Genomic DNA, 17,823 nt, shown 5'->3' on the forward strand with positions numbered 1-17,823 from the left:
CTATGGGTTATTCAACGGTCTGTAATACGAAACCCGGCAACATAATCAATATAGAAACACATGTTTTCCGCATTTATATTTTCAAGATCATAAATATTTAACATTAGTTGCATTTCATAGTCAGGTGATTGATTAATGGTTCTCACCTTACGATCGTTGATAAAAAACTCTATTTTTTCTTCTGACCATGCAATAGCGTAAGTATTGAATACTGTAACATCAAGGTCAAAAGACTGTTCATAGAATTCATCCACGATCTTTTTATCACCAAAGGGATGAACCCCGTAACCAATCAGAGCATGTTTATTATGGATATTCTTACCTTTTAGCTCGAATATACAAATTTCAGCAGAACGCTCAGGAAGATCTTCATAACCGATCATCCAGAGTGCTGCGACATTGCTTTCAGCAATATCACATTTGGCTCTGAGCTCGAAATAACCATATTTAGGCAGGTATTTTTTTTCAGCAATCTGCTCTTCGCGAACCACACAGTCTGGTGAAAATCGATGTTGCCCGATTGGTGTTCCAACCTTACCTGCGTAAACACCGGTCTGCAAAGAAGAAACCCTAACAGTACCATTAAACTCTGGGCACCACGGTTTTTGATCTTTTGCAATTTTGAGTAAAAAGCCAGCCTCAGAAAATTCGAACCGGGGTGCGGATAATTCCCGGCTGCTCCATTGTGGAAGATAATAGGGGAGCCAGTTAGTTTCATCGAGATAGCCGCGATCAAATCCGTCGTAAAATTCCAGTTGGTACTTTTTACCTTCTACGTACTTTTGCTCTGCCACTTTCATTATTATCTTTCCGAAGATAGAGGGGAATTGCTGATGTAGTCATTTAGGCAAGTATGATACCTGAGTGCGATATGCCAGTAACGCATAGCTATAGAATGTTGTTACTCGATTCACAGATCAAAAAAATAGTTAAAAAGTACTAGGGGGCTAGGGGTAGGGTATCGATTATTTAATAAGATGTTATCTATACCGACTGATGATAATTCACTGCGCTTTGATTGGCGTTAGCGGTAAAGCATTTCGTAACGCTGCTAGCTATCGGAACACAACTGGAGTAGAGCTAAGAAGCTTATAATGGCGAATGTGATGTACACAGCAATATCATGATTCACAGTAATCCAATACTTACGCTCTTAGGTGATTTCCTAGGGTGACGATGTTGTTTTATCTTCATTGTGTTGTCAATTTTATGTTTTATAGATGTGATCGCCTATGGGTTTTCAAGGTAACCATCAGTGTATTAGCAGGATTGTCTTTCCCAAACAGCCGAGTAGGAAGAGGGCTTTAATAGACTTAAAAGATCATAAAAATTTAAATGGTGTGGTAGGTAATGGCAGATCGATGAACCTGCCTGATACCTAAAAAGCCTGTATTACTTCAATAAAACATCTATCAGAGAGGTAAATATTGCAACACTGGTAAATGTATCCTCAGTTTTGTATTCCTCACTCTTGAAATCTTTAAACCGGACACGCACAGCTTCTGGATAAATGGCTTGCAGTTCTTCAAACTGCTTTACATGTACTCAAAATAATTCGGGTTGCTTGTAGGCGGCAAGCTTGCGAAGCCCCAGGAGCATAGATAACTATGTGACTGGGGTGAGTAAGCGCAGCCAACACCCAAGCAACTTGAAGTATGAAGGGTATAACTGTTATTTAAAAGTTTCCTTTGATTTTCCTCGAAATCAATCATGGACTTATTCAGTAAAAAATGCCTGCTCTTCACAAAAAAATGTAAACCGCCTTCGCATTTTCTTTAAGCTGCGTATTGGTGTTGAAAATTACAGTGACATTAAAGAAATAGGGTGATTCAGCACTTTATTTTAATGAGTGAACTAGCGACTTATACTTAATGGGACAATAGTAACGTAAATTATTTAGCAATACCGTTAACCAAGAATTAATGTGTTTTCCCCTAAGGAAATGGTATTTTCTCGGTGTTCAATACTACTTGCATGATGATTTAAATTTATATTGTGAAAGTTAATTTTTATATTAATCTCTGCCGATAGCTTTCAAAAATTATACTGATCTGATAAAAGAGAAAATCTGTTTCCAGTGAAGTGACGCGACAATGAAATTTGATGAGAAGAAAAAACTAGCATTAGCACTAATGGAAGAGAAAAAATGTGGCGGAGTAACTATGCACCACCAATCCTACGCCTGCTATGGAGCTGGGGAGTACAAATCCCACCGCCGCCGTTTGCGCCATTTTGGCTAAATATGCTTTTCTCTGGCAGTTTCTTTGGCCCTCTTTGGGGGCGATTATGTGGTTTACGAGCTGGAGAAATGAGGGCTACAGCGCATCAATGGTATTGCAAACCAGTTTTATTGCTGGGTTGTTGTTTGGTGTAATCATGGCTTTATACCACCGCTGGCAAAGGTGGGTGAACAGGTTACCGGACTGGAACAATCTCTGATAATTAATTGAGATTCACAGCAAAAAGAGAGTTCATTCAAAAATTGGCAACGCTGTTCAATGGCTGTGAACAGTCAGAGGAGGAGTAAAATTAAAAGGTCTAGGTCAGTTTGGTTATGTCGAGGGGATTAGAAATGCTCTGCGAGCAGGTTGAAATTATCTGTAGTAGCCTTCTTGTGTACTGCCCCACATCCATAGAATTAAACTGAAATATAGATGTTATTGTTTAATCTACATGTTCGGTCACTCACCGTATGGCTAGCTTGTTGGTGCGGAATATTCCGGGCTTTGGCTAGGGAAATAGCAGGGGATGTGCTAAGGCCGATCATGGGCGTGAACTGGTGCTAGGGTGCTGGTAGAGTAACCGCCACAGTTTCTTGCCGCGGTAGGAAAAGACTGTCGCCATTGTGCAGCGTGTAGTCTTTGTCTTGAGGCTTGGCTTTGAGGATTTCATTGTGGGATAGGGGGGTGTTAGGCGCGCCATAACAAGCTTTCTTCCATAAGGAGTACACGATTATTGGTACACATTACAACGTGTACCCAAACATATATCAATTTTCTCTGGATTCAGCCGGATATGCTCGGACTGTTACAGACACAAAAAAGCCCGCAAACCTAGGTGGGATGCGGGCTTTCCGTACTTCTCCGGACTTATCTGGTAATACCCGGATCATCATTTGGGCTGGGGAAAGTTGAATCCTTGTTTTATCTCATTGATATTAAATGATATACAAAGATTCAACTTTTATTGTATAACTAAACGTATAACTATAGCATGATGTCACTTGATTTTTAGCCTGAAAAACAACCAAAAAGCATAGGTTAAGTGGCTAAATTGAGTAACCAATAGGATATAGAATGCTAAAAGATGCGAGATCTTTCAATAGGGCGTTAGCCAGTGGCAAGTACAACGAGTCAGTTCTGCGTTCAAAGCTGATAAACCCATATTTTAATTAGAAATCTCTGGCTGATCTTTCGTAACCGTTCACCAGCCCCCCATTGACATAAAAAAGAGACGATCATCACTCGATCCCACATTACCTATTGAGTGATCTTTTTTCTTTGCCACACTCGGGGGATGAAAAAGGTAAAACACTTTCACGCTCCCGCTCCTGAGGTTAACAGCCTCTCCGAAGCCAATGCGCTGATACAGCAGTTGTGGGAAAAACTGCGTGAATATGAGGACAGGCTGGCGGCCAGTTCGCGTAACTCATCACGTTCACCGTCTTCTGACTCGCCTGCCGCTAAGGCGGAGCGAAAAAAGCTGCAACGCCTGACCGCAGAAATTCGCCTGGCGCTCAACCAGGTCACAGCGGACACAGGCGACCGATAACCGAACTTGCCGCTTCTGATGAGCGCATTGTGTGTTTACCTGATGCCCAGTGTGCTTGTTGTGGAGGTGTGGTTGCACCTTATCCAGCGGCAAGTTACCGGCATCAGGTATTCGAATTACCTCAACCCAGACTGGAACTGACAGAGTATGCTCTTCATCATGGCCGGTGTGAGCGCTGCCATCAGGTCAGTAAAGGGCAATTACCCACTGATGCGCCGCAGGGGCAACTGGGGCCTCGTTTACTGAGCTACATTGCGGTATTGGCAGGCCAATTTCACTTAAGCGTCCGCAAGATACAGCAGTTGTTGAAAAGTCAGTACGGTGTTCATTTTTCACTGGGACTGATTTCTGAAGCCCACGGTCGTGTCAGCGCCATGCTCACCCCGACACATCAGGCACTGCACCTGTGTATCAAGCAAGCTCTGCATGTCCATATTGATGAAACCCCTCATCAACGTAACGGCGAGTCGCATACTCGCTGGGTCTGGCTACTCAGCGGCAGTGATGTTGTTTACCAGACGATACGCTATTTTCGTGATCAGGATTCAGCCAGGGCGTTACTGGGCAAAAACGCGTCGGCTATTGTCATCACCGATCAATGTGCCAGCTATCACTGGCTTGACCCCGAGCGCCATCAGTTCTGCTGGTCGCATATCATGCGTAATGTGCAACAAATGGCTGATTATGTTGGACAAGGGCACACCGCCTGGGTGGGAAGCCGATTAGTGTTACTTTGCCAGGCGGTGTTCAGAACACAACACCGTTATGAAGCGGGCAAACTGGATGAAACTCGCTGGCGAAGCAGGATGATGCGCGTGAAAGCCCGTTTCCATCGCTACCTGGTTCGCGGCAGTCAAAGCCCGGTATCTCGATATGCAGGGCGATGCCAGTATTTGCTGAAATACGAAACGGGGTTATGGGTATTCCTGTTGCATCCCGACACGCCGTTGACCAACAATGAGGCTGAGCGTTGCCTGCGTGGCACGGTGATAATGCGAAAAATCAGTTACGGCACCCAATCGGATCGTGGTGAGAAATTCCGTTCGCGAATATTGTCAGTGGTTGAAACCTGTAAAAAGCGAGGACTTTCCGCTTTTCAGGTCGTCAGTGATATCGTCTCGGCGGTGTTAGCCAAACCCCCTTATCCTGACGTTTTTAGCCTCACCAAAGAGTCGTCAATCCCCCTCTGGTGAACGGTTACGATCTTTCGCATCCAAATGCATGGCCCAGATACCAATAGTGGAACGCGCTGTATTAAGGATAGCGTCAACCAGTAGCGAGCCACCCAGCCCTTTGCCAGTGTATTGTTCAGCGGTCTAACAGCGCAGCAGGTACAGAAGGGTAATGAGGCAATTTTTTGGTGATTATGTAGGGTAATAAGCTGATGTCGATGGCACTGGATGACAAAATGTAGAAAACCGCGACGATATGGTTATCTGTAGCTGTGACGTAACATTTGGTAAAGCGTTCCTGGCTATCCTGCCCGGCATATCTGTGCAGGTAGGTGTTTAGCGCGGTAAAGTCTGCTTTATGGTGTTTCTTGCTTAAAGGCTCATAAGTAAAGGCATCCATCCACTATTTCCCCAATTCCTTGTGTCTTGCCATTGCTTTAAGTAAGAGGGGCGTGGCGGACTCCTCCAACAAAGAGGTTGCAAACTGTTGTTGATCTTCAATAGCCAGCCTTAACAGGGCGGTTTCTTCAACGGCACGTTTGGCCGCTTCCTATGTGGTGGTAATGATAAAATCAGTCACAGTTCACCCTTGGAGTTCTACCGCATGTTTGATCAAGGAATGAAGTTCGGTGGAAACACGGGCTTCAAGTCTTGCGGTTGTTACCATAATTACTCCTGATAGTTTTCTGGCAAATTGCCGTACGGAAAGCGTAGTGGATTTAATTGTACTTGAGTAGTTTAAATATTGAGCAAATAGGGGCGTTTATACAGACACCCCGATTGATAAGGAATTTATTCTAGCCACTTTTCTACAGTAACCCCACAAGGTGGTTTTAGGCCTTTTGTTTCAAAGTCAGCTTTTATCTTTCCTTTAGTATCTAAATGAGGGCGTGGTTTGTTTGCTACTTCCTTACCATAAAGAATAGTAAGAAGATTTCTTATAAATTCAACTTTGAGATTTTCAGATTTTTGAGATTCCACTTTTATAGTGGTAGGAAGGTAATTACTATCTGCATCATTTATTAGTGAGGGTGTATATTTTAGAGGTTTCCCTCCACTATTTAATAATGATAATTCTTCTGATGTTATAACCATTGAATCTTTTTATATTTTTAATCTTTCGCTGAAAAATATCCTTTCAATTGCAATGTTATCTGTAATTGTCACTTTTTCTTCTGTTCGTGGTAATGTTAAGTAAATTGGCTCTATATACTCGGAGGTGCTGCAATCTATATTCCTTATGCAGTTAAATGGGAGGGCTAGGAGTCCTGTGATATTAACCATCCCATACGTTTCTTTTCTTACATTATATGTTGCTTTAAGAGTAGTGTTTATTGTTTCATATTTTATATTTAAACGAGATACGCTTTTGTCGATCTTATCTTTATTAATGTATTTAATCATTGGATCTAAATTATTAAATTCTAAATTCTCATCTTTATCAATATCCTCATCAGAGTTATAGCGTTCTGGAGTTGATATGCAGAGTTCTAATAACCCAATCGATGCATAATGTAGTAGATCATTTATATCGCATTTTAGCTTTTTCGCTGCTAAATCTAGTGGGTAGTACTGTCTTTCAGGTAAGGCCATCTTATCCCCGCAATAATTCCTATGAAAAATAGGGGTAGTTTACATCAAGAACAGCCTAATCTCCTTGTGATGAAAATCACATTTTTCACTTCTTAGTTTTGAAAGTTGACGGTGTCATCCGCATATGGATAGGTAATTTGTGAAAATGGTTGTTTGATTTTGCAAACTAAGCGGTGAAGTACAACCCTGCTGCACAACTCAGGCATTCACTTTTCAAACACGATTTCAAACACGAGCGCTTACTTCTGTGCTCTCAATTGCACTTTGCAAGGGAGTTCATTGGGCGCTGACTTTCTACCATCCAATATCGTGGTAATGACAGCCCGGCATTCCCCCGGTGAGTTTGATTGAGCGTAGATGGTATTACCCATTGATGGTGCTTCCTCTGCCTTTCCTTTGGGCAAGTACAACCAGAACAGCACAACAATAATAATCGTGATGATAGCTGCAATTATGGCTTTTACTTTTATTGGGATCATCGTGTGTCACCTTAATTAGCTTTTGAGAGGTTATAAAGCACACCGGTATAAAATGCAGCACAGACCGCATGATATAATACCCGCGATGGATTATTCCAACAGGGGATTAAGTGTGCGTCTGGGATATCTCTTTTCAGGTGATAGTTTGGATGCACCAGAATAAACTTAATGGCTTTTGATTCGCTGGCAATATCAATCAACCATTCACTTTCTTGGCTGTCTATGATGAAAATATTTAAATCTACGTAGTGACCATGCGATTCATATTCTTCTGCGGAAGATATCTTATTATAGAAAACATCACGTTCGAAACCGGGTAACTGGCTTTCATCTATCATCTCCGGGTTACAAGTGAATATATTCACCTCAAGCTCGAATGTGGGCATTTCGAGTAATGGAGGCACTGAAAAATCCAAATGGCAAACATTACCTTCTACATAATAGGTTTTCATATGACGGTTCTCAATATTTATAAAGGGGAAGTAAAATGGGATACAGAAGGGGGATGAACTAACGGCCGTCCAATGGACAGCCGCCTATAAGTTAAAGCCAGTTAGTACAAACAGAGTGATTCAATGCATCTTGCCAGCCTATTACTTAAATAAATGCACGAAAATGTCACCGCCGCGAGTAATAAACAGAAAACCTATAATGACAGTGGCAATCACACCCATGACTCTGTTGTTATCATTAATCGTGTTTTTTACTGCCACACACATGAAACCATCCAAAATCATGTTTGCCACGTTCAAATAGAAGTATTCTTTTGCAAACGGTGGAATGTTAAAATGATCTCTTACCAAGATAATCAATATCGTCGGTAAAAACCACCACAGCCAGAACGTTACTGTTAATCCATAGCCGCCACTTAATAGCTTCTCCTTTACTGCATTCAAATTATTGCTTTCAGTCTCTTTAGGCTGATTTTCATTTGTGGGTGTCATTATCTATCCTTATTTAACGAAATGTTATCCTGTCTGATTCGCTGAACAAAATTAGCTGCTCTGTTATAACCAATCCTGAAATGATGCTGGACGGCTTTAATATCGTTCTTTAACTTACGATTGATAATCAGGTTAAGAGCTTGGTCATAAAGTGGGTCTTTATTTAACTCAGTTAGCATGGTTCCTCTTATGAATAAAATGTGGGCCTGTACGTAATGAATTACAAACAGTCATGCAAAAAATCAGCTTATTTATAGACGCCAGACAGCGAGTTACCGGCATTCATGCCACAATAACTATTGCATTCCTCTGTAGCTTTCACATTAACGCGAGATTGGCCCCACGTCAGGGTAATCAAACATTGGGCGTTGTCTCGCCATTGCAGGGTGGTATGCTGCGTTGTATCGGCAATAGCATTGGCAATGCCTTCCACTTCACAGACATGCGCCTCTACATTGGTATTGATAGAGAATCTCGCTTGCTGGTCATTACCCGGTACTGCCGCTAACCTGATTTCTCCATCGGATTTCTGATAAACAAAGGTGTTCCCGTCCATTTTGGCGGCTATGGCTGTGTGACACAGCACAAACAAGATCGCCATTATCATGCTTTTCATTACCGTTCCTTGTCAGTTAATACGGATGTTTTTAACGAATTTCCCCAGTATTAGCGGCCTGCGCTTCGCCACATAAAAGTAAGCTACGTTGAACGCTGATTTCTTATGGTTGCCTTTCCCCAGTGAAGGCCAATCACGGAAAGCCTCTATTTGGGCTTCTGAGTAGGGTGTTTCAGAGAAGTCGAACAACACCAGCAAGGCTTTACCGTCATATTTCATCAGCTTCTTCATTTCCGTGCTGTTGACGGTCGCGGAGACGGTGGATTTTGCTGCGGTGGGCCTGCGTACTGCAAACTCAACCGCCACGTCATCAATCACAAAATCAATGTAGCCATTCCCCGTTACCGTTCCCGGCAGCTTCCCCTGTACTTCTGGCGATACTGCATCAGCAAAGTACCCTAATAGGTAGCAACGCACCAAAGGAAGCAGTTCTCTTTCACTACATTCATTCAATCGCAGTGTTTTCACAAACTCAGGCCGATAGAGTGAGTGGAAGAAGTATTCAAAGCTTTCTGTTACGGATGTGATGGTAGTCGCCATTGTTACCTCTTTTTGTCATGAATAGAGGGTGCTTTGTTGAAGTAACGGCTCGGCCACAACTGTTCAGGCGTCATCCCCAATACCCCAGCTATCAAGCGTTCTGCCTTGGGGTAGTGCTGACTAAACGCATTATTGAGAGTGCGGGGAGCCAATCCCTGTTCACGTGATAACTGCGCCAGACTCACTCCCCGCTTGTGTAGGGCCGCCACAATGTCAGCCCGGTGCCAATCTTCCAGTCTTCCATTAGGGGGCTTTTTTTGCGATGCTACGTGGTTATTCATGATGTTAACTCCTCTGTATCAGTACAACACCATTAAATGCGAACAAAGTGAACTATTCAAGTTCTCTTTTTGGGTTATTTTGCCGTTTCTTGTTAACGCATTGATATCTGGAATAAAGTTTATGAACGACAGTTTGACGCAAGAAACTAGCCTGCTGGATGATGAACAATGGCTCTCGGCACAAGCGTTTGCGGGTAAGCCGGGAATGCCGGGTACGGCAAAAGGCTGCCGTTTACGCCTGGAAAAGCTGGCGGCTATGCATCCTGACATCAAAAGGAAGAGAACTGGACATAAGGGCTTTGAGTACCATATCCGGGCGGCGGGGATGCAATTGAAGAGTGAACGAGTGGAACAGCAGGAGCGGAAAACGCAGCCAGCCTCGCCCTATGGGTCGGATGAACAACTGAACCTCTGGGTGCAACTGTTCAAAACCATGAAGCCAAGTTCACGCGACAGGTTGTTAAAACAGGCATTAGAGCAAGTAGCTGATGACCTGATGTTAACCAGCAGCGTAGAGCCGGAAGTGATGATGTTGGCCCGTCAGTTGATGACGCTTTCAGAAGCACAACGTCAACAACTTCTGGACACCCTTTCACCCGCCAGCTAATAAGGTCTGAATAGCTATTTCAGACCCAAATCCAATCATTATTTAATTAATAGTTTCTCAGTGAAACTATTTGCCATGTATTATATTATTTGATAAAATGTCATTGTGGCAAAGTGACTGTATTCAGCCAATCAACATAAACTCAATTTAATTAATCCTTAACGGGAGGGAACACTGAATTTAAAAATCGGCCAACTGCTTATCCGTGTTTAATTCAAAAGGAACCATATGACTAATATAATCCATCAGGAAGGTTATCGGCTTCCCGCTAATCAACAATTGATTGACCTGTTATATAAAGAGCTGGGTAATATCCCACCAATGAAGCAAGCATTGAAAGCCGCCTCATTGATATTCAGAGACAGCAGTTATAATGCGGAAACAGGCGGTTATCACCCCGTAGAGATCCGTCTGGTTAGAAAAGACGAACAATGGTTTTTTGATTACATCACTGACTTTGCGTACATGGGCCGGGTTTACCCTGAATTGGAAAAGGAAATTGATTTCTGTTGGTCACAACGTTACGCATTCCATGCTGGATTAGGCGACCTTGGACACCGGGCCGCGTGTGAATTATTTACCCTGTGGCAATCCAACTTTATTCAATATTACGACATGGGCGTTTATACCATCCAGTTTCTTTGGGAAATCTAACCATCAGGGGAAGTATTGTGAGTCAAGAACGTGATGTCCGTCCGGCCATACAGGGCGAGTTAGACTGCCTATGCGGTGTTTATAGCGTGGTGAATATGATGAGCTACCTGTTTGATGGCAAAGTCAGGAGGGGGCCACTGGTGCGCACGTTGTTGCGGGAATATCACTGTGAATGGTCACTGGAAGACTGGTTTGCTCACGGACTTGACCAACCTCGAATGGATTACCTGATTGAGCGGGTGCTACGGCAAGGCTACTACCAGAAGCACTTCCCCATCCAAATCAGCCATCCCTTCCGAGAACGCAAGAGATTGACCACGAAACGCATATTCACCGGAATGACCGACTACCTTGACCGCCCTGACTTCTCCCGCCTTATCCTGATTAACGACCAACGCCATTGGTCAGTCATCATTCGCATTGATAGCCAATACCTCTACTTTTTTGATAGCAGTGGGTGGCAAAAATTAACCCGCAAAAGTTGGTCACTCAAAGCCGATACGGCGCACCAACTGCTACCCGACAGCATTTACTTTGTTGAACGGGAGTTTTGACATGATTGACCGCTGCAATGAAGATCTGAATCCTATACACCTCCAGCGGCCTGGCTTGTCGTGAATGGAAAGACTGTTGATTTGACTACAGACCAGTTCAGGGATCAGGGACGCAACCATCATGCCGTCATGATTACATCCGACACGAGGTTTCAAGGATGGTTTGCTGTACAGGATGAATTCTTCGGGAAAACTATTCCTGATATAAAAAACAAAATTGTCGTGTGATGCAGTTCCTTATGAGCAGTAAGGTATTTACTTTATGGAAAATATTAAGTAACTTTACACTCATGCCTATAGAGGCAAGCGGACACCCTTACCACTTAGCATCCTTCTTAACGTTGGGTGCCGAGCAGGGACGTTAGTGGATAAAACATCCGTCTAATGTATGTAGTGACTATCTTTTACGTAGGTTGTGTCCGTGGAATAAACCCAGCTTTCGCTGGGTTTTTTTTAGGAGAAACCTATGGAATTGTATGAAAAAATCGTATGGTATATCGAGAAAGAGGCAGAGAAATTAGCTCTACGCCACCATGCGTACCATAACGCTTTGCATATTGAGAATGAAAGAAAACGCCAACGATCTTCGTCACCTTCAAATCTGAAAGTGGTTTCGAAACCACCACACTGGTCACAAGATAAAAAATTCGACCCGTTTTATGTAAAAAAACATGCAAAGACAATAGCATATTCTATTGCTAGTAAAATTAAATCTCAGACGTATGAACCATTTGAACCAGCAAAAAATAAGGTTGCAAAATCATCTGGCGGTTATAGAGAAGTAGCAATGTATCAGATTCCTGATGCTGCAATATCAACTTTTTTTTATCATAGATTACTCAGTAAAAACAAGCATCGCTTTAGTTCTTTTTCATATGCTTATCGTGATGATAGAAATGTGCATTTTGCGATTCAGGATATTGCCGTAGAATTATCTCAAAACTCAAGATTATTTGTTGCTGAATTCGATTTTTCGAAGTTTTTTGATGCAATTTCACATCAATATTTATTTGAACAATTCGAAAAAAATGGTTTTTTCATCAGTCAAGAAGAACGTTCTGTAATTAAAGCTTTTTTAAAAGGGCGCGATAGAGGAATACCCCAAGGTACATCTATATCACTCTTCTTAGCAAATCTGGCTTGTTGGAAACTTGATAAACAGTTAGAAAAAGAGGGGTTGCAATTCGCTAGATATGCAGATGACACTATAGTCTGGTCACAGGATTATACAAAAATCACCAAGGCTCTAGACATTATAAGTCATTTTTCTAAAGAGGTTGGTGTCGCACTAAACGCTGAAAAATCTGAGGGAATCAGTATCCTTTGCCCTAACGCTATGAAATCAGAGTTTCATAAAAGCAAAGATAAAGTTGATTTCTTAGGTTACTCGATATCTACTGATAAAGTTTCAATCAAAGACTCATCGGTCAAAAAAATCAAAAGAGAAATATCTTATATTTTGTATAAGCATCTAATTCAACCTCTTAAATCCTCACCTTTGAAAGCTCTAAAAATACCCGCAAATAACAAGGACGAAGCGTTACTGAGTGCAATTTGTGAAATACGAAGATATATGTATGGTAACCTTTCTGAAGATATGATATCAGCATATCTTAATGGGCGTAGCAATCGTATATTCTTTAAAGGAATAATGAGTTTTTATCCGTTAATTAACGATGAAGTGCAAATGAAATCTTTAGATGGTTGGTTAGTCAATGCTATTTTTAAGGCTGTTCAACATCGATCTATTCTTCTTGCATCTCATCATCAGCCTCGAACTCACATTTTCCCATTTAACGTATCAAGACGTGAGCTTTTGAAAATTTGTAATCGAACTCGCATCAACAAAATGAAGCTTCTTAAGTTTCCAAGTTTTTTAACTATATACAAAGCTATGCAAAAAGGTCTTATTGAGGTTGGTATTGTGGGAGTAACAGACTCTAAAGCCAACACTTATAACTATATATAAAACTTAGGCTTAATCTGGCTGTTATCGATTATTTTAAGGGTGTTAGCCTGATTAATCTTAATTTCATTGTATTAGATTGCGATGATAAGTTGTCCTCATTTAATTATATAAATTGTAATGGAAGTCCTTTCCTCAAAGTAGTCAGTTCCATAATTTTACTAACTACATTAATCCAGGAGTCAAGAATACACAGTTAGATCTTAGTACATTTACGATGAGTCGCTTTTTCGCGACCAATTTCCTGCCTCTTCTACAGAAAAGGCAATGAATGATTATTTACTGCCGCCCTATAAAATTCGAGCAGCGTTAAGCAAGGCAAATATAGTGCACAGCAAGTCACTCGCCATCGGTAAGTGTCAATAGTCTAAATTGATATTTCCTCTTTAATCATCTTCACTATTGCCTCTCACTGCTAATTGAATATCTTTATATTCTGCGCTTAGGGAGTCATATTGCGAAGCATTTAAAAGCCTATTTGAATTTAGCTCAATAACATTAGCATCATGTTTGAATTTATTTAATGCATCATTCTCCATTGCACACAGTATTATCTGATAATCCAGAGGGACACTGCGCATTAGTTCTTTAATGATTGTTTCATAACGGTGTCCTGCCTGCTCTTGCTGGTTAGGCGTATCAATGACGAAAGGAGGCACTATGCAAGTTTTAACACCATGTATTTGTTGCAGTACAGAGAGTTGATAAGCAAGTAATCCTCTAGCAGCCTCAGCAGCACCACCACCAAGCAACTGTTTATAATCAGTGGGTGATTTTACTTTGTTAAGGTTTATTCCTGTTGAACCTAGCGCTTCAATGTTTCCCAACAATTTTGACATAAAGGCCGAGTTCAGCTCTTCCTTGTCTTTGGTTGAAAGAATTTTTCTCTGGTCTTTTTTTAATTCCGTGATGGAGCTGTTGGCTTTGCTGATTTTTAGATCTTCATTATCAATTTTAACTTGAATATTTCTTGAGACGTTCTCAGTGGATATAGTATTTATTACTTGCGCAATGAGACCTTTTTCACTCGTGTTATCATCGGTGATGTACTTCTTATTGATTCTTTCAATTTCATTAGTAGCAAACTGAGCATCCTCATTTAATTCAGCTAATGATAATTTAAGTTCTGCTATTTTAGATGTTATTGAGTTTGCCTCCTCAAGCAGCGAATCCTTTTCTGAAAGAAGCAGCGCTCTGTTAGGTAGTGAGTTATCATGAAGAGTACCACACAATGGACACTCTAAATTATCCGTAGGAATGGACTCTACTGCAAACTTATAATCTTCTTCGAGTTCGTTTGCAGAACTGGTGGCTAACTCATACTGCCTTTCGAGATCATAAATATTTGAGGTGATCGTAGCCTGAGCATCATATAGGCTTATTTGATAGCTTATTAACTCTTGAAGCTCAGTATTTATTTCTTCCTGAATTCTATTGAACTCCTCATTATCTAAGGCTATGGGGGAAACCGCTGAATTATCAGCTATAACATCAACTGCGTTATTGAATTTTTCTATTTTTACTACTGACTCTTTCTTTATTATACCGAATTCATAAATGGTTTCTTCAATGTCGAAATGCTCTGGTTTTAAAAAACCAGTAAAATACTTGATTAACGGGGTTTTCCAATTCGCATATTGACCCAAGTTTTCAAATGAATCCCACGGTGAACTCCAGCTCTTTATCTGATCGATATAGAAAGGTAGATAGTAATATGCTGGAGGTGGAGTCTCTAAGGTTCCATCAGTACGATTAGGTAGTTTCATTCTGAAATTAATAAGATCGGAAAAGTCCTTTGAATACTCACCAGTTACATTTATATATCTTTTAGTAGTGCCATCAATAGCCCCCAAAATTATTGAGTGACTTCCCCGGCAGGTGAAATACTCTTTATTATTTAATGTGAAGTATAGTATGGATTTAATATCATTTGACTTCCATTCTTGATCGAAAATAGGCTCACATCCTAGAGACCATAGTAAGCTTTTAGCTAATGTGGACTTGCCAATACTGTTATCTTTTCCGGTAATTAGATTCAATCTCTTCGGAAACGTAAACTGATTCGCAAGTCTTTTCGAATCTGATATTAGAACTAATCGTTGAAATGTCAAGTTTCTCATTTTTCTTATTCCTTAAGTTCCGAATTAATAATTTATAGTGGTTTTTATTGATTTTTATATTATTCATTCATCACCTTTTATAAAACAATAAAGTATTTCACAGAGTATATCATCATGTTCGGGGACTTGAGTTTCAATTCTATATTCTTTGGCTTTTATAACAACTGAATCAATGTAATCACTAGCGTCTGTATAGTCCTCTTCTGGAACACTTTTGAGCGCCTGCTGTGCTATTCTCATTATACTCATATCAAAAGCTGAAACGTGCCCGATTCGACGCAAGACAATCTGTTTTACTTTTTTCTTTATTTTTCTATAAGTTAAGGTGTTCCATTTCATATCATTTGTTGCTAAGTAATCAAAATCTTTCTCAAAATCTTGAAAATTTGGGCTTGTTGTATGAACTGCGATGACATCCTTCACTTTATGAGATGTGAGAGACTTATCCTCAACCATTTTCTCCCACAAAGTAAAATCATGAGTGTTTTGGCCTTTGCGATGAATCTCATCGATGATGGCCCGATAAATATTTACTGCATTACAATGACTATTCGGGAATATTTCATTTACTAATTCAGCAAACCTACCAATTACGAACTCTTCTTGGTTTTCTAGCTTTATTTTTGGGACGATAAACTTTAAGTTTTCTGGAAAAATCTCTATGCCTATTTCGCTTTTTAATTTTTCCGTTAATGTCGATAGGCATTCTTTATTGAGATCGCCTGAAGTTATAATGTCGAGCTTTAACTTATTATCTTTTTGACCTAGTGAGAAACCATTGGATGATACAAGGCCTATTTCCGTTATCCGGGATTCATACGCTGTGCCTAAACATGAGCTTAATAACTTACCCAATATTGAACTTTTAGGTCCATCGGCGCCAGCTTCTCTTTTGGTCAAGGAATCAGGGGTGTATGGTTTTCCAGTATTCTTAACCTGGAAGAATTCAAAGCTTGCTGAATTACCATACAATGAGTCTGCTATAACAACATCCTCATGATGTTCAATTAGTAATGCATAATCACAATTAGATTTATGTTTTTCTATTATTCGACATAAAGCCCAATGATATTGAAAGTTATATTTAGCAAAAGTGCTTGCACCAGAGGTTTCTCTTTGGGCATGGCCTAAAATATTCCTCTCCATTGATAAGCCCTTCCTTTTCGCTGTAGATGATCCGAGTCACTATTAATTATTCTTACCAATCTAATTTAGGAAGGATACAAAGTCTATCAAATCGTGCTCTTAGTCCGCCCCACAGTAGATCCACTACATGCACGGACCACAGTCCATCTGGCGCAACCTACCATTCATTTCAACGATTTCCTAAGGACCATTTTTGTCAATAGATTGTTGCACAATACTCTGAGCATAGGGTGGAAGTCAAAATGGATAGCAAGAAGTAACCAACCTGAAGTAAAACGTACAGGGTGGGCCTAAAGTCAGGAAACCCTGCAACACCAGTATGGCTGCGGCCTGTGCAGGTTCTACCCCAGAAAAAACAGCTACGAGGTAGCCACAGTGTTCAAATAGCCAAAAATCAATAAGTGCCTCGGCAGCCTTTGGGGGACAAGGGATCACTGTTAATCAGTCCAATCATCAGGATCTTTACCATCACTATCAGCAGCAGTTTGTGAGGAATATTGATAACCATCCTCATTCAGCTTTTTGATAGCCTGACTTATCACCTGACGCTTACGGAATACCTGTATCTCAACGGTTGACCACTGATCTTTGTCATAGCCGTAGTCTGTCTCTTCATCACTATCACTATCCAAGTCTAACGCCTGCTCCAGATCCCAGTCAGAAAACGCAATATTCGCCTTCATGTCATTAGTATGCGGGAAGTAAGGTACACCACGCTTATTCGTATAGTTGAAACCATCAACGAGATCCCCTGCATCACCAGCCTGCGCCATTTGGTAGTAGAGATACAAGCGCTGACTTTCTGTCGTATTGACAACGTCTACTTTTATGGGCGTTGGTTAAGGATTGTTTCGTCGTTTTCTGCACGCAAACAACATTAGTGTCTGAATGTGAGTTTATTTTTTATCATATAATCAATAGGTTAATCAAATTTCCCCGCAAAGTTACAACTGTTTTCGTAAAATTTCGATATTCAAATTTTTTTCTTAGATAATTAGCGCCACTCAGTAACGAAGAGAGGTAATCGGTAATGACAAGCAACCATAAAATTAAGATAGTAACAATGGGTGAGGTAATGGATATGTTGAATTATAAGACAAGGAATTCAATTTACTATCTGGAAGCTAATGCCAACTTTCCGCCGCGAATAAAGATTGGAATACGTCGAGTGGGGTATGACTTAGAGGCAATTCAACAATGGTTGAAGTCTCGTACTATGTAATTAAATCTGTTTAATAAACAGAATGCATGTGGACCGCTATATCCTTGTGGTAATGCTGCACGTCTTGAATATTATAGGCATTATCGCTTGGTCACGGTCAATGGAGTGCAGACGCTTTAAAAGCATGATTTCGTCACGAATTAGAAAAAGCAACTTCC

At 40.8% G+C, this 17,823-nt stretch carries 21 protein-coding genes and 1 pseudogene; 7 read left to right on the forward strand and 15 right to left on the reverse strand.

Annotation, left to right across the window (positions count from 1 at the left end):
• Window positions 1–11 precede the first annotated feature (11 nt).
• Complete coding sequence (locus SAQUA_RS06555) at window positions 12–800, reverse strand: glycoside hydrolase family 16 protein (protein WP_380671841.1); 789 nt, start codon at window positions 798–800, stop codon at window positions 12–14.
• Between the two features lie 1,346 nt (window positions 801–2,146).
• On the opposite strand from SAQUA_RS06555, the pseudogene SAQUA_RS06560 reads away from it, so the two are divergent.
• Window positions 2,147–2,439, forward strand: a pseudogene (locus SAQUA_RS06560) (DUF6404 family protein).
• 1,077 nt (window positions 2,440–3,516) lie between these two features.
• Window positions 3,517–4,964 (forward strand): IS66 family transposase gene (gene tnpC, locus SAQUA_RS06565; protein ID WP_380671843.1). Its coding sequence is split into 2 segments (ribosomal slippage): window positions 3,517–3,718 and window positions 3,718–4,964, totalling 1,449 coding nucleotides; the frame shifts between segments, so codons are not numbered across the junction.
• 115 nt (window positions 4,965–5,079) lie between these two features.
• On the opposite strand, the gene SAQUA_RS06570 is transcribed toward tnpC, so the two are convergent.
• The 11 genes from SAQUA_RS06570 to SAQUA_RS06620 all read right to left on the reverse strand — a co-directional run bounded on the left by SAQUA_RS06570 (window position 5,080) and on the right by SAQUA_RS06620 (window position 9,396).
• Window positions 5,080–5,343, reverse strand: a complete 264-nt coding sequence (locus tag SAQUA_RS06570) for a hypothetical protein (protein ID WP_380671845.1) — start codon at window positions 5,341–5,343, stop codon at window positions 5,080–5,082.
• A gap of 3 nt (window positions 5,344–5,346) precedes the next feature.
• On the reverse strand, window positions 5,347–5,460 hold the full coding sequence (locus SAQUA_RS06575) for a hypothetical protein (RefSeq protein ID WP_404413200.1): 114 nt from the start codon (window positions 5,458–5,460) through the stop codon (window positions 5,347–5,349).
• 275 nt (window positions 5,461–5,735) lie between these two features.
• Window positions 5,736–6,038, reverse strand: coding sequence for a hypothetical protein (locus SAQUA_RS06580; RefSeq protein ID WP_380671847.1), 303 nt, complete (start codon window positions 6,036–6,038; stop codon window positions 5,736–5,738).
• Window positions 6,039–6,047: 9 nt separating this feature from the next.
• A complete protein-coding gene (locus tag SAQUA_RS06585; RefSeq protein WP_380671849.1) occupies window positions 6,048–6,536 on the reverse strand; it encodes a hypothetical protein in 489 nt (162 codons plus the stop codon).
• A gap of 239 nt (window positions 6,537–6,775) precedes the next feature.
• Window positions 6,776–7,015, reverse strand: a complete 240-nt coding sequence (locus SAQUA_RS06590) for a hypothetical protein (protein ID WP_380671851.1) — start codon at window positions 7,013–7,015, stop codon at window positions 6,776–6,778.
• 11 nt (window positions 7,016–7,026) lie between these two features.
• Complete coding sequence (locus SAQUA_RS06595; RefSeq protein WP_380671853.1) at window positions 7,027–7,467, reverse strand: hypothetical protein; 441 nt, start codon at window positions 7,465–7,467, stop codon at window positions 7,027–7,029.
• Between the two features lie 141 nt (window positions 7,468–7,608).
• Complete coding sequence (locus tag SAQUA_RS06600; RefSeq protein WP_380671855.1) at window positions 7,609–7,959, reverse strand: hypothetical protein; 351 nt, start codon at window positions 7,957–7,959, stop codon at window positions 7,609–7,611.
• Window positions 7,959–8,138 carry a DNA translocase FtsK gene (locus SAQUA_RS06605; protein ID WP_380671857.1) on the reverse strand — a complete coding sequence of 60 codons (180 nt, stop codon included), beginning with the start codon at window positions 8,136–8,138 and terminating at the stop codon, window positions 7,959–7,961. Before SAQUA_RS06605 ends, SAQUA_RS06600 begins: the two co-directional genes overlap by 1 nt.
• A 68-nt stretch (window positions 8,139–8,206) precedes the next feature.
• Window positions 8,207–8,575 carry a hypothetical protein gene (locus tag SAQUA_RS06610; RefSeq protein ID WP_380671859.1) on the reverse strand — a complete coding sequence of 123 codons (369 nt, stop codon included), beginning with the start codon at window positions 8,573–8,575 and terminating at the stop codon, window positions 8,207–8,209.
• Window positions 8,576–8,587: 12 nt separating this feature from the next.
• Window positions 8,588–9,115, reverse strand: a complete 528-nt coding sequence (locus SAQUA_RS06615) for a hypothetical protein (protein WP_380671861.1) — start codon at window positions 9,113–9,115, stop codon at window positions 8,588–8,590.
• Window positions 9,116–9,117: 2 nt separating this feature from the next.
• Window positions 9,118–9,396, reverse strand: a complete 279-nt coding sequence (locus SAQUA_RS06620; RefSeq protein ID WP_380671863.1) for a transcriptional regulator — start codon at window positions 9,394–9,396, stop codon at window positions 9,118–9,120.
• Window positions 9,397–9,517: 121 nt separating this feature from the next.
• Between SAQUA_RS06620 and SAQUA_RS06625 the strand changes: the two genes are divergently transcribed.
• The 4 genes from SAQUA_RS06625 (at window position 9,518) to SAQUA_RS06640 (ending at window position 13,180) form a co-directional block, all read left to right on the forward strand.
• Window positions 9,518–10,003: a hypothetical protein gene (locus tag SAQUA_RS06625; protein ID WP_380671865.1), complete on the forward strand. Its 486-nt coding sequence runs from the start codon at window positions 9,518–9,520 to the stop codon at window positions 10,001–10,003.
• 228 nt (window positions 10,004–10,231) lie between these two features.
• Window positions 10,232–10,657, forward strand: coding sequence for a DUF2787 family protein (locus tag SAQUA_RS06630; RefSeq protein WP_380671867.1), 426 nt, complete (start codon window positions 10,232–10,234; stop codon window positions 10,655–10,657).
• Window positions 10,658–10,674: 17 nt separating this feature from the next.
• Entirely contained in the window at window positions 10,675–11,211 is a 537-nt protein-coding gene (locus SAQUA_RS06635) for a hypothetical protein (protein ID WP_380671869.1), read from the forward strand.
• 466 nt (window positions 11,212–11,677) lie between these two features.
• Window positions 11,678–13,180: a reverse transcriptase domain-containing protein gene (locus SAQUA_RS06640; RefSeq protein WP_380671871.1), complete on the forward strand. Its 1,503-nt coding sequence runs from the start codon at window positions 11,678–11,680 to the stop codon at window positions 13,178–13,180.
• Window positions 13,181–13,563: 383 nt separating this feature from the next.
• Here SAQUA_RS06640 and SAQUA_RS06645 read toward each other — a convergent pair whose 3' ends face one another.
• The 3 genes from SAQUA_RS06645 to SAQUA_RS06655 all read right to left on the reverse strand — a co-directional run bounded on the left by SAQUA_RS06645 (window position 13,564) and on the right by SAQUA_RS06655 (window position 17,234).
• On the reverse strand, window positions 13,564–15,297 hold the full coding sequence (locus SAQUA_RS06645) for a hypothetical protein (RefSeq protein WP_380671873.1): 1,734 nt from the start codon (window positions 15,295–15,297) through the stop codon (window positions 13,564–13,566).
• A 63-nt stretch (window positions 15,298–15,360) separates the two neighbouring features.
• Complete coding sequence (locus SAQUA_RS06650) at window positions 15,361–16,443, reverse strand: DUF4297 domain-containing protein (protein ID WP_380671875.1); 1,083 nt, start codon at window positions 16,441–16,443, stop codon at window positions 15,361–15,363.
• Between the two features lie 437 nt (window positions 16,444–16,880).
• The gene (locus SAQUA_RS06655; protein WP_380671877.1) at window positions 16,881–17,234 is read right to left on the reverse strand and encodes a hypothetical protein; all 354 of its coding nucleotides are present in this window, start codon (window positions 17,232–17,234) and stop codon (window positions 16,881–16,883) included.
• Window positions 17,235–17,524: 290 nt separating this feature from the next.
• Here SAQUA_RS06655 and SAQUA_RS06660 point away from each other — a divergent pair, with 290 nt between their 5' ends.
• The gene (locus SAQUA_RS06660) at window positions 17,525–17,665 is read left to right on the forward strand and encodes a helix-turn-helix transcriptional regulator (protein ID WP_404413201.1); all 141 of its coding nucleotides are present in this window, start codon (window positions 17,525–17,527) and stop codon (window positions 17,663–17,665) included.
• Window positions 17,666–17,823 lie beyond the last annotated feature (158 nt).

The sequence above is a fragment of the Serratia aquatilis genome, assembly GCF_044865145.1.
In the GTDB taxonomy this organism is placed as follows: domain Bacteria; phylum Pseudomonadota; class Gammaproteobacteria; order Enterobacterales; family Enterobacteriaceae; genus Chania; species Chania aquatilis.

Coding starts and splice junctions, on each gene's coding strand:
- SAQUA_RS06555 (WP_380671841.1), bottom strand. CDS start 800: ATGAAAGTGGCAGAGCAAAAGTACGTAGAAGGTAAAAAGTACCAACTG.
- SAQUA_RS06570 (WP_380671845.1), bottom strand. CDS start 5,343: ATGGATGCCTTTACTTATGAGCCTTTAAGCAAGAAACACCATAAAGCA.
- SAQUA_RS06580 (WP_380671847.1), bottom strand. CDS start 6,038: ATGGTTATAACATCAGAAGAATTATCATTATTAAATAGTGGAGGGAAA.
- SAQUA_RS06585 (WP_380671849.1), bottom strand. CDS start 6,536: ATGGCCTTACCTGAAAGACAGTACTACCCACTAGATTTAGCAGCGAAA.
- SAQUA_RS06590 (WP_380671851.1), bottom strand. CDS start 7,015: ATGATCCCAATAAAAGTAAAAGCCATAATTGCAGCTATCATCACGATT.
- SAQUA_RS06595 (WP_380671853.1), bottom strand. CDS start 7,467: ATGAAAACCTATTATGTAGAAGGTAATGTTTGCCATTTGGATTTTTCA.
- SAQUA_RS06600 (WP_380671855.1), bottom strand. CDS start 7,959: ATGACACCCACAAATGAAAATCAGCCTAAAGAGACTGAAAGCAATAAT.
- SAQUA_RS06605 (WP_380671857.1), bottom strand. CDS start 8,138: ATGCTAACTGAGTTAAATAAAGACCCACTTTATGACCAAGCTCTTAAC.
- SAQUA_RS06610 (WP_380671859.1), bottom strand. CDS start 8,575: ATGAAAAGCATGATAATGGCGATCTTGTTTGTGCTGTGTCACACAGCC.
- SAQUA_RS06615 (WP_380671861.1), bottom strand. CDS start 9,115: ATGGCGACTACCATCACATCCGTAACAGAAAGCTTTGAATACTTCTTC.
- SAQUA_RS06620 (WP_380671863.1), bottom strand. CDS start 9,396: ATGAATAACCACGTAGCATCGCAAAAAAAGCCCCCTAATGGAAGACTG.
- SAQUA_RS06625 (WP_380671865.1), top strand. CDS start 9,518: ATGAACGACAGTTTGACGCAAGAAACTAGCCTGCTGGATGATGAACAA.
- SAQUA_RS06630 (WP_380671867.1), top strand. CDS start 10,232: ATGACTAATATAATCCATCAGGAAGGTTATCGGCTTCCCGCTAATCAA.
- SAQUA_RS06640 (WP_380671871.1), top strand. CDS start 11,678: ATGGAATTGTATGAAAAAATCGTATGGTATATCGAGAAAGAGGCAGAG.
- SAQUA_RS06645 (WP_380671873.1), bottom strand. CDS start 15,297: ATGAGAAACTTGACATTTCAACGATTAGTTCTAATATCAGATTCGAAA.
- SAQUA_RS06650 (WP_380671875.1), bottom strand. CDS start 16,443: ATGGAGAGGAATATTTTAGGCCATGCCCAAAGAGAAACCTCTGGTGCA.
- SAQUA_RS06660 (WP_404413201.1), top strand. CDS start 17,525: ATGTTGAATTATAAGACAAGGAATTCAATTTACTATCTGGAAGCTAAT.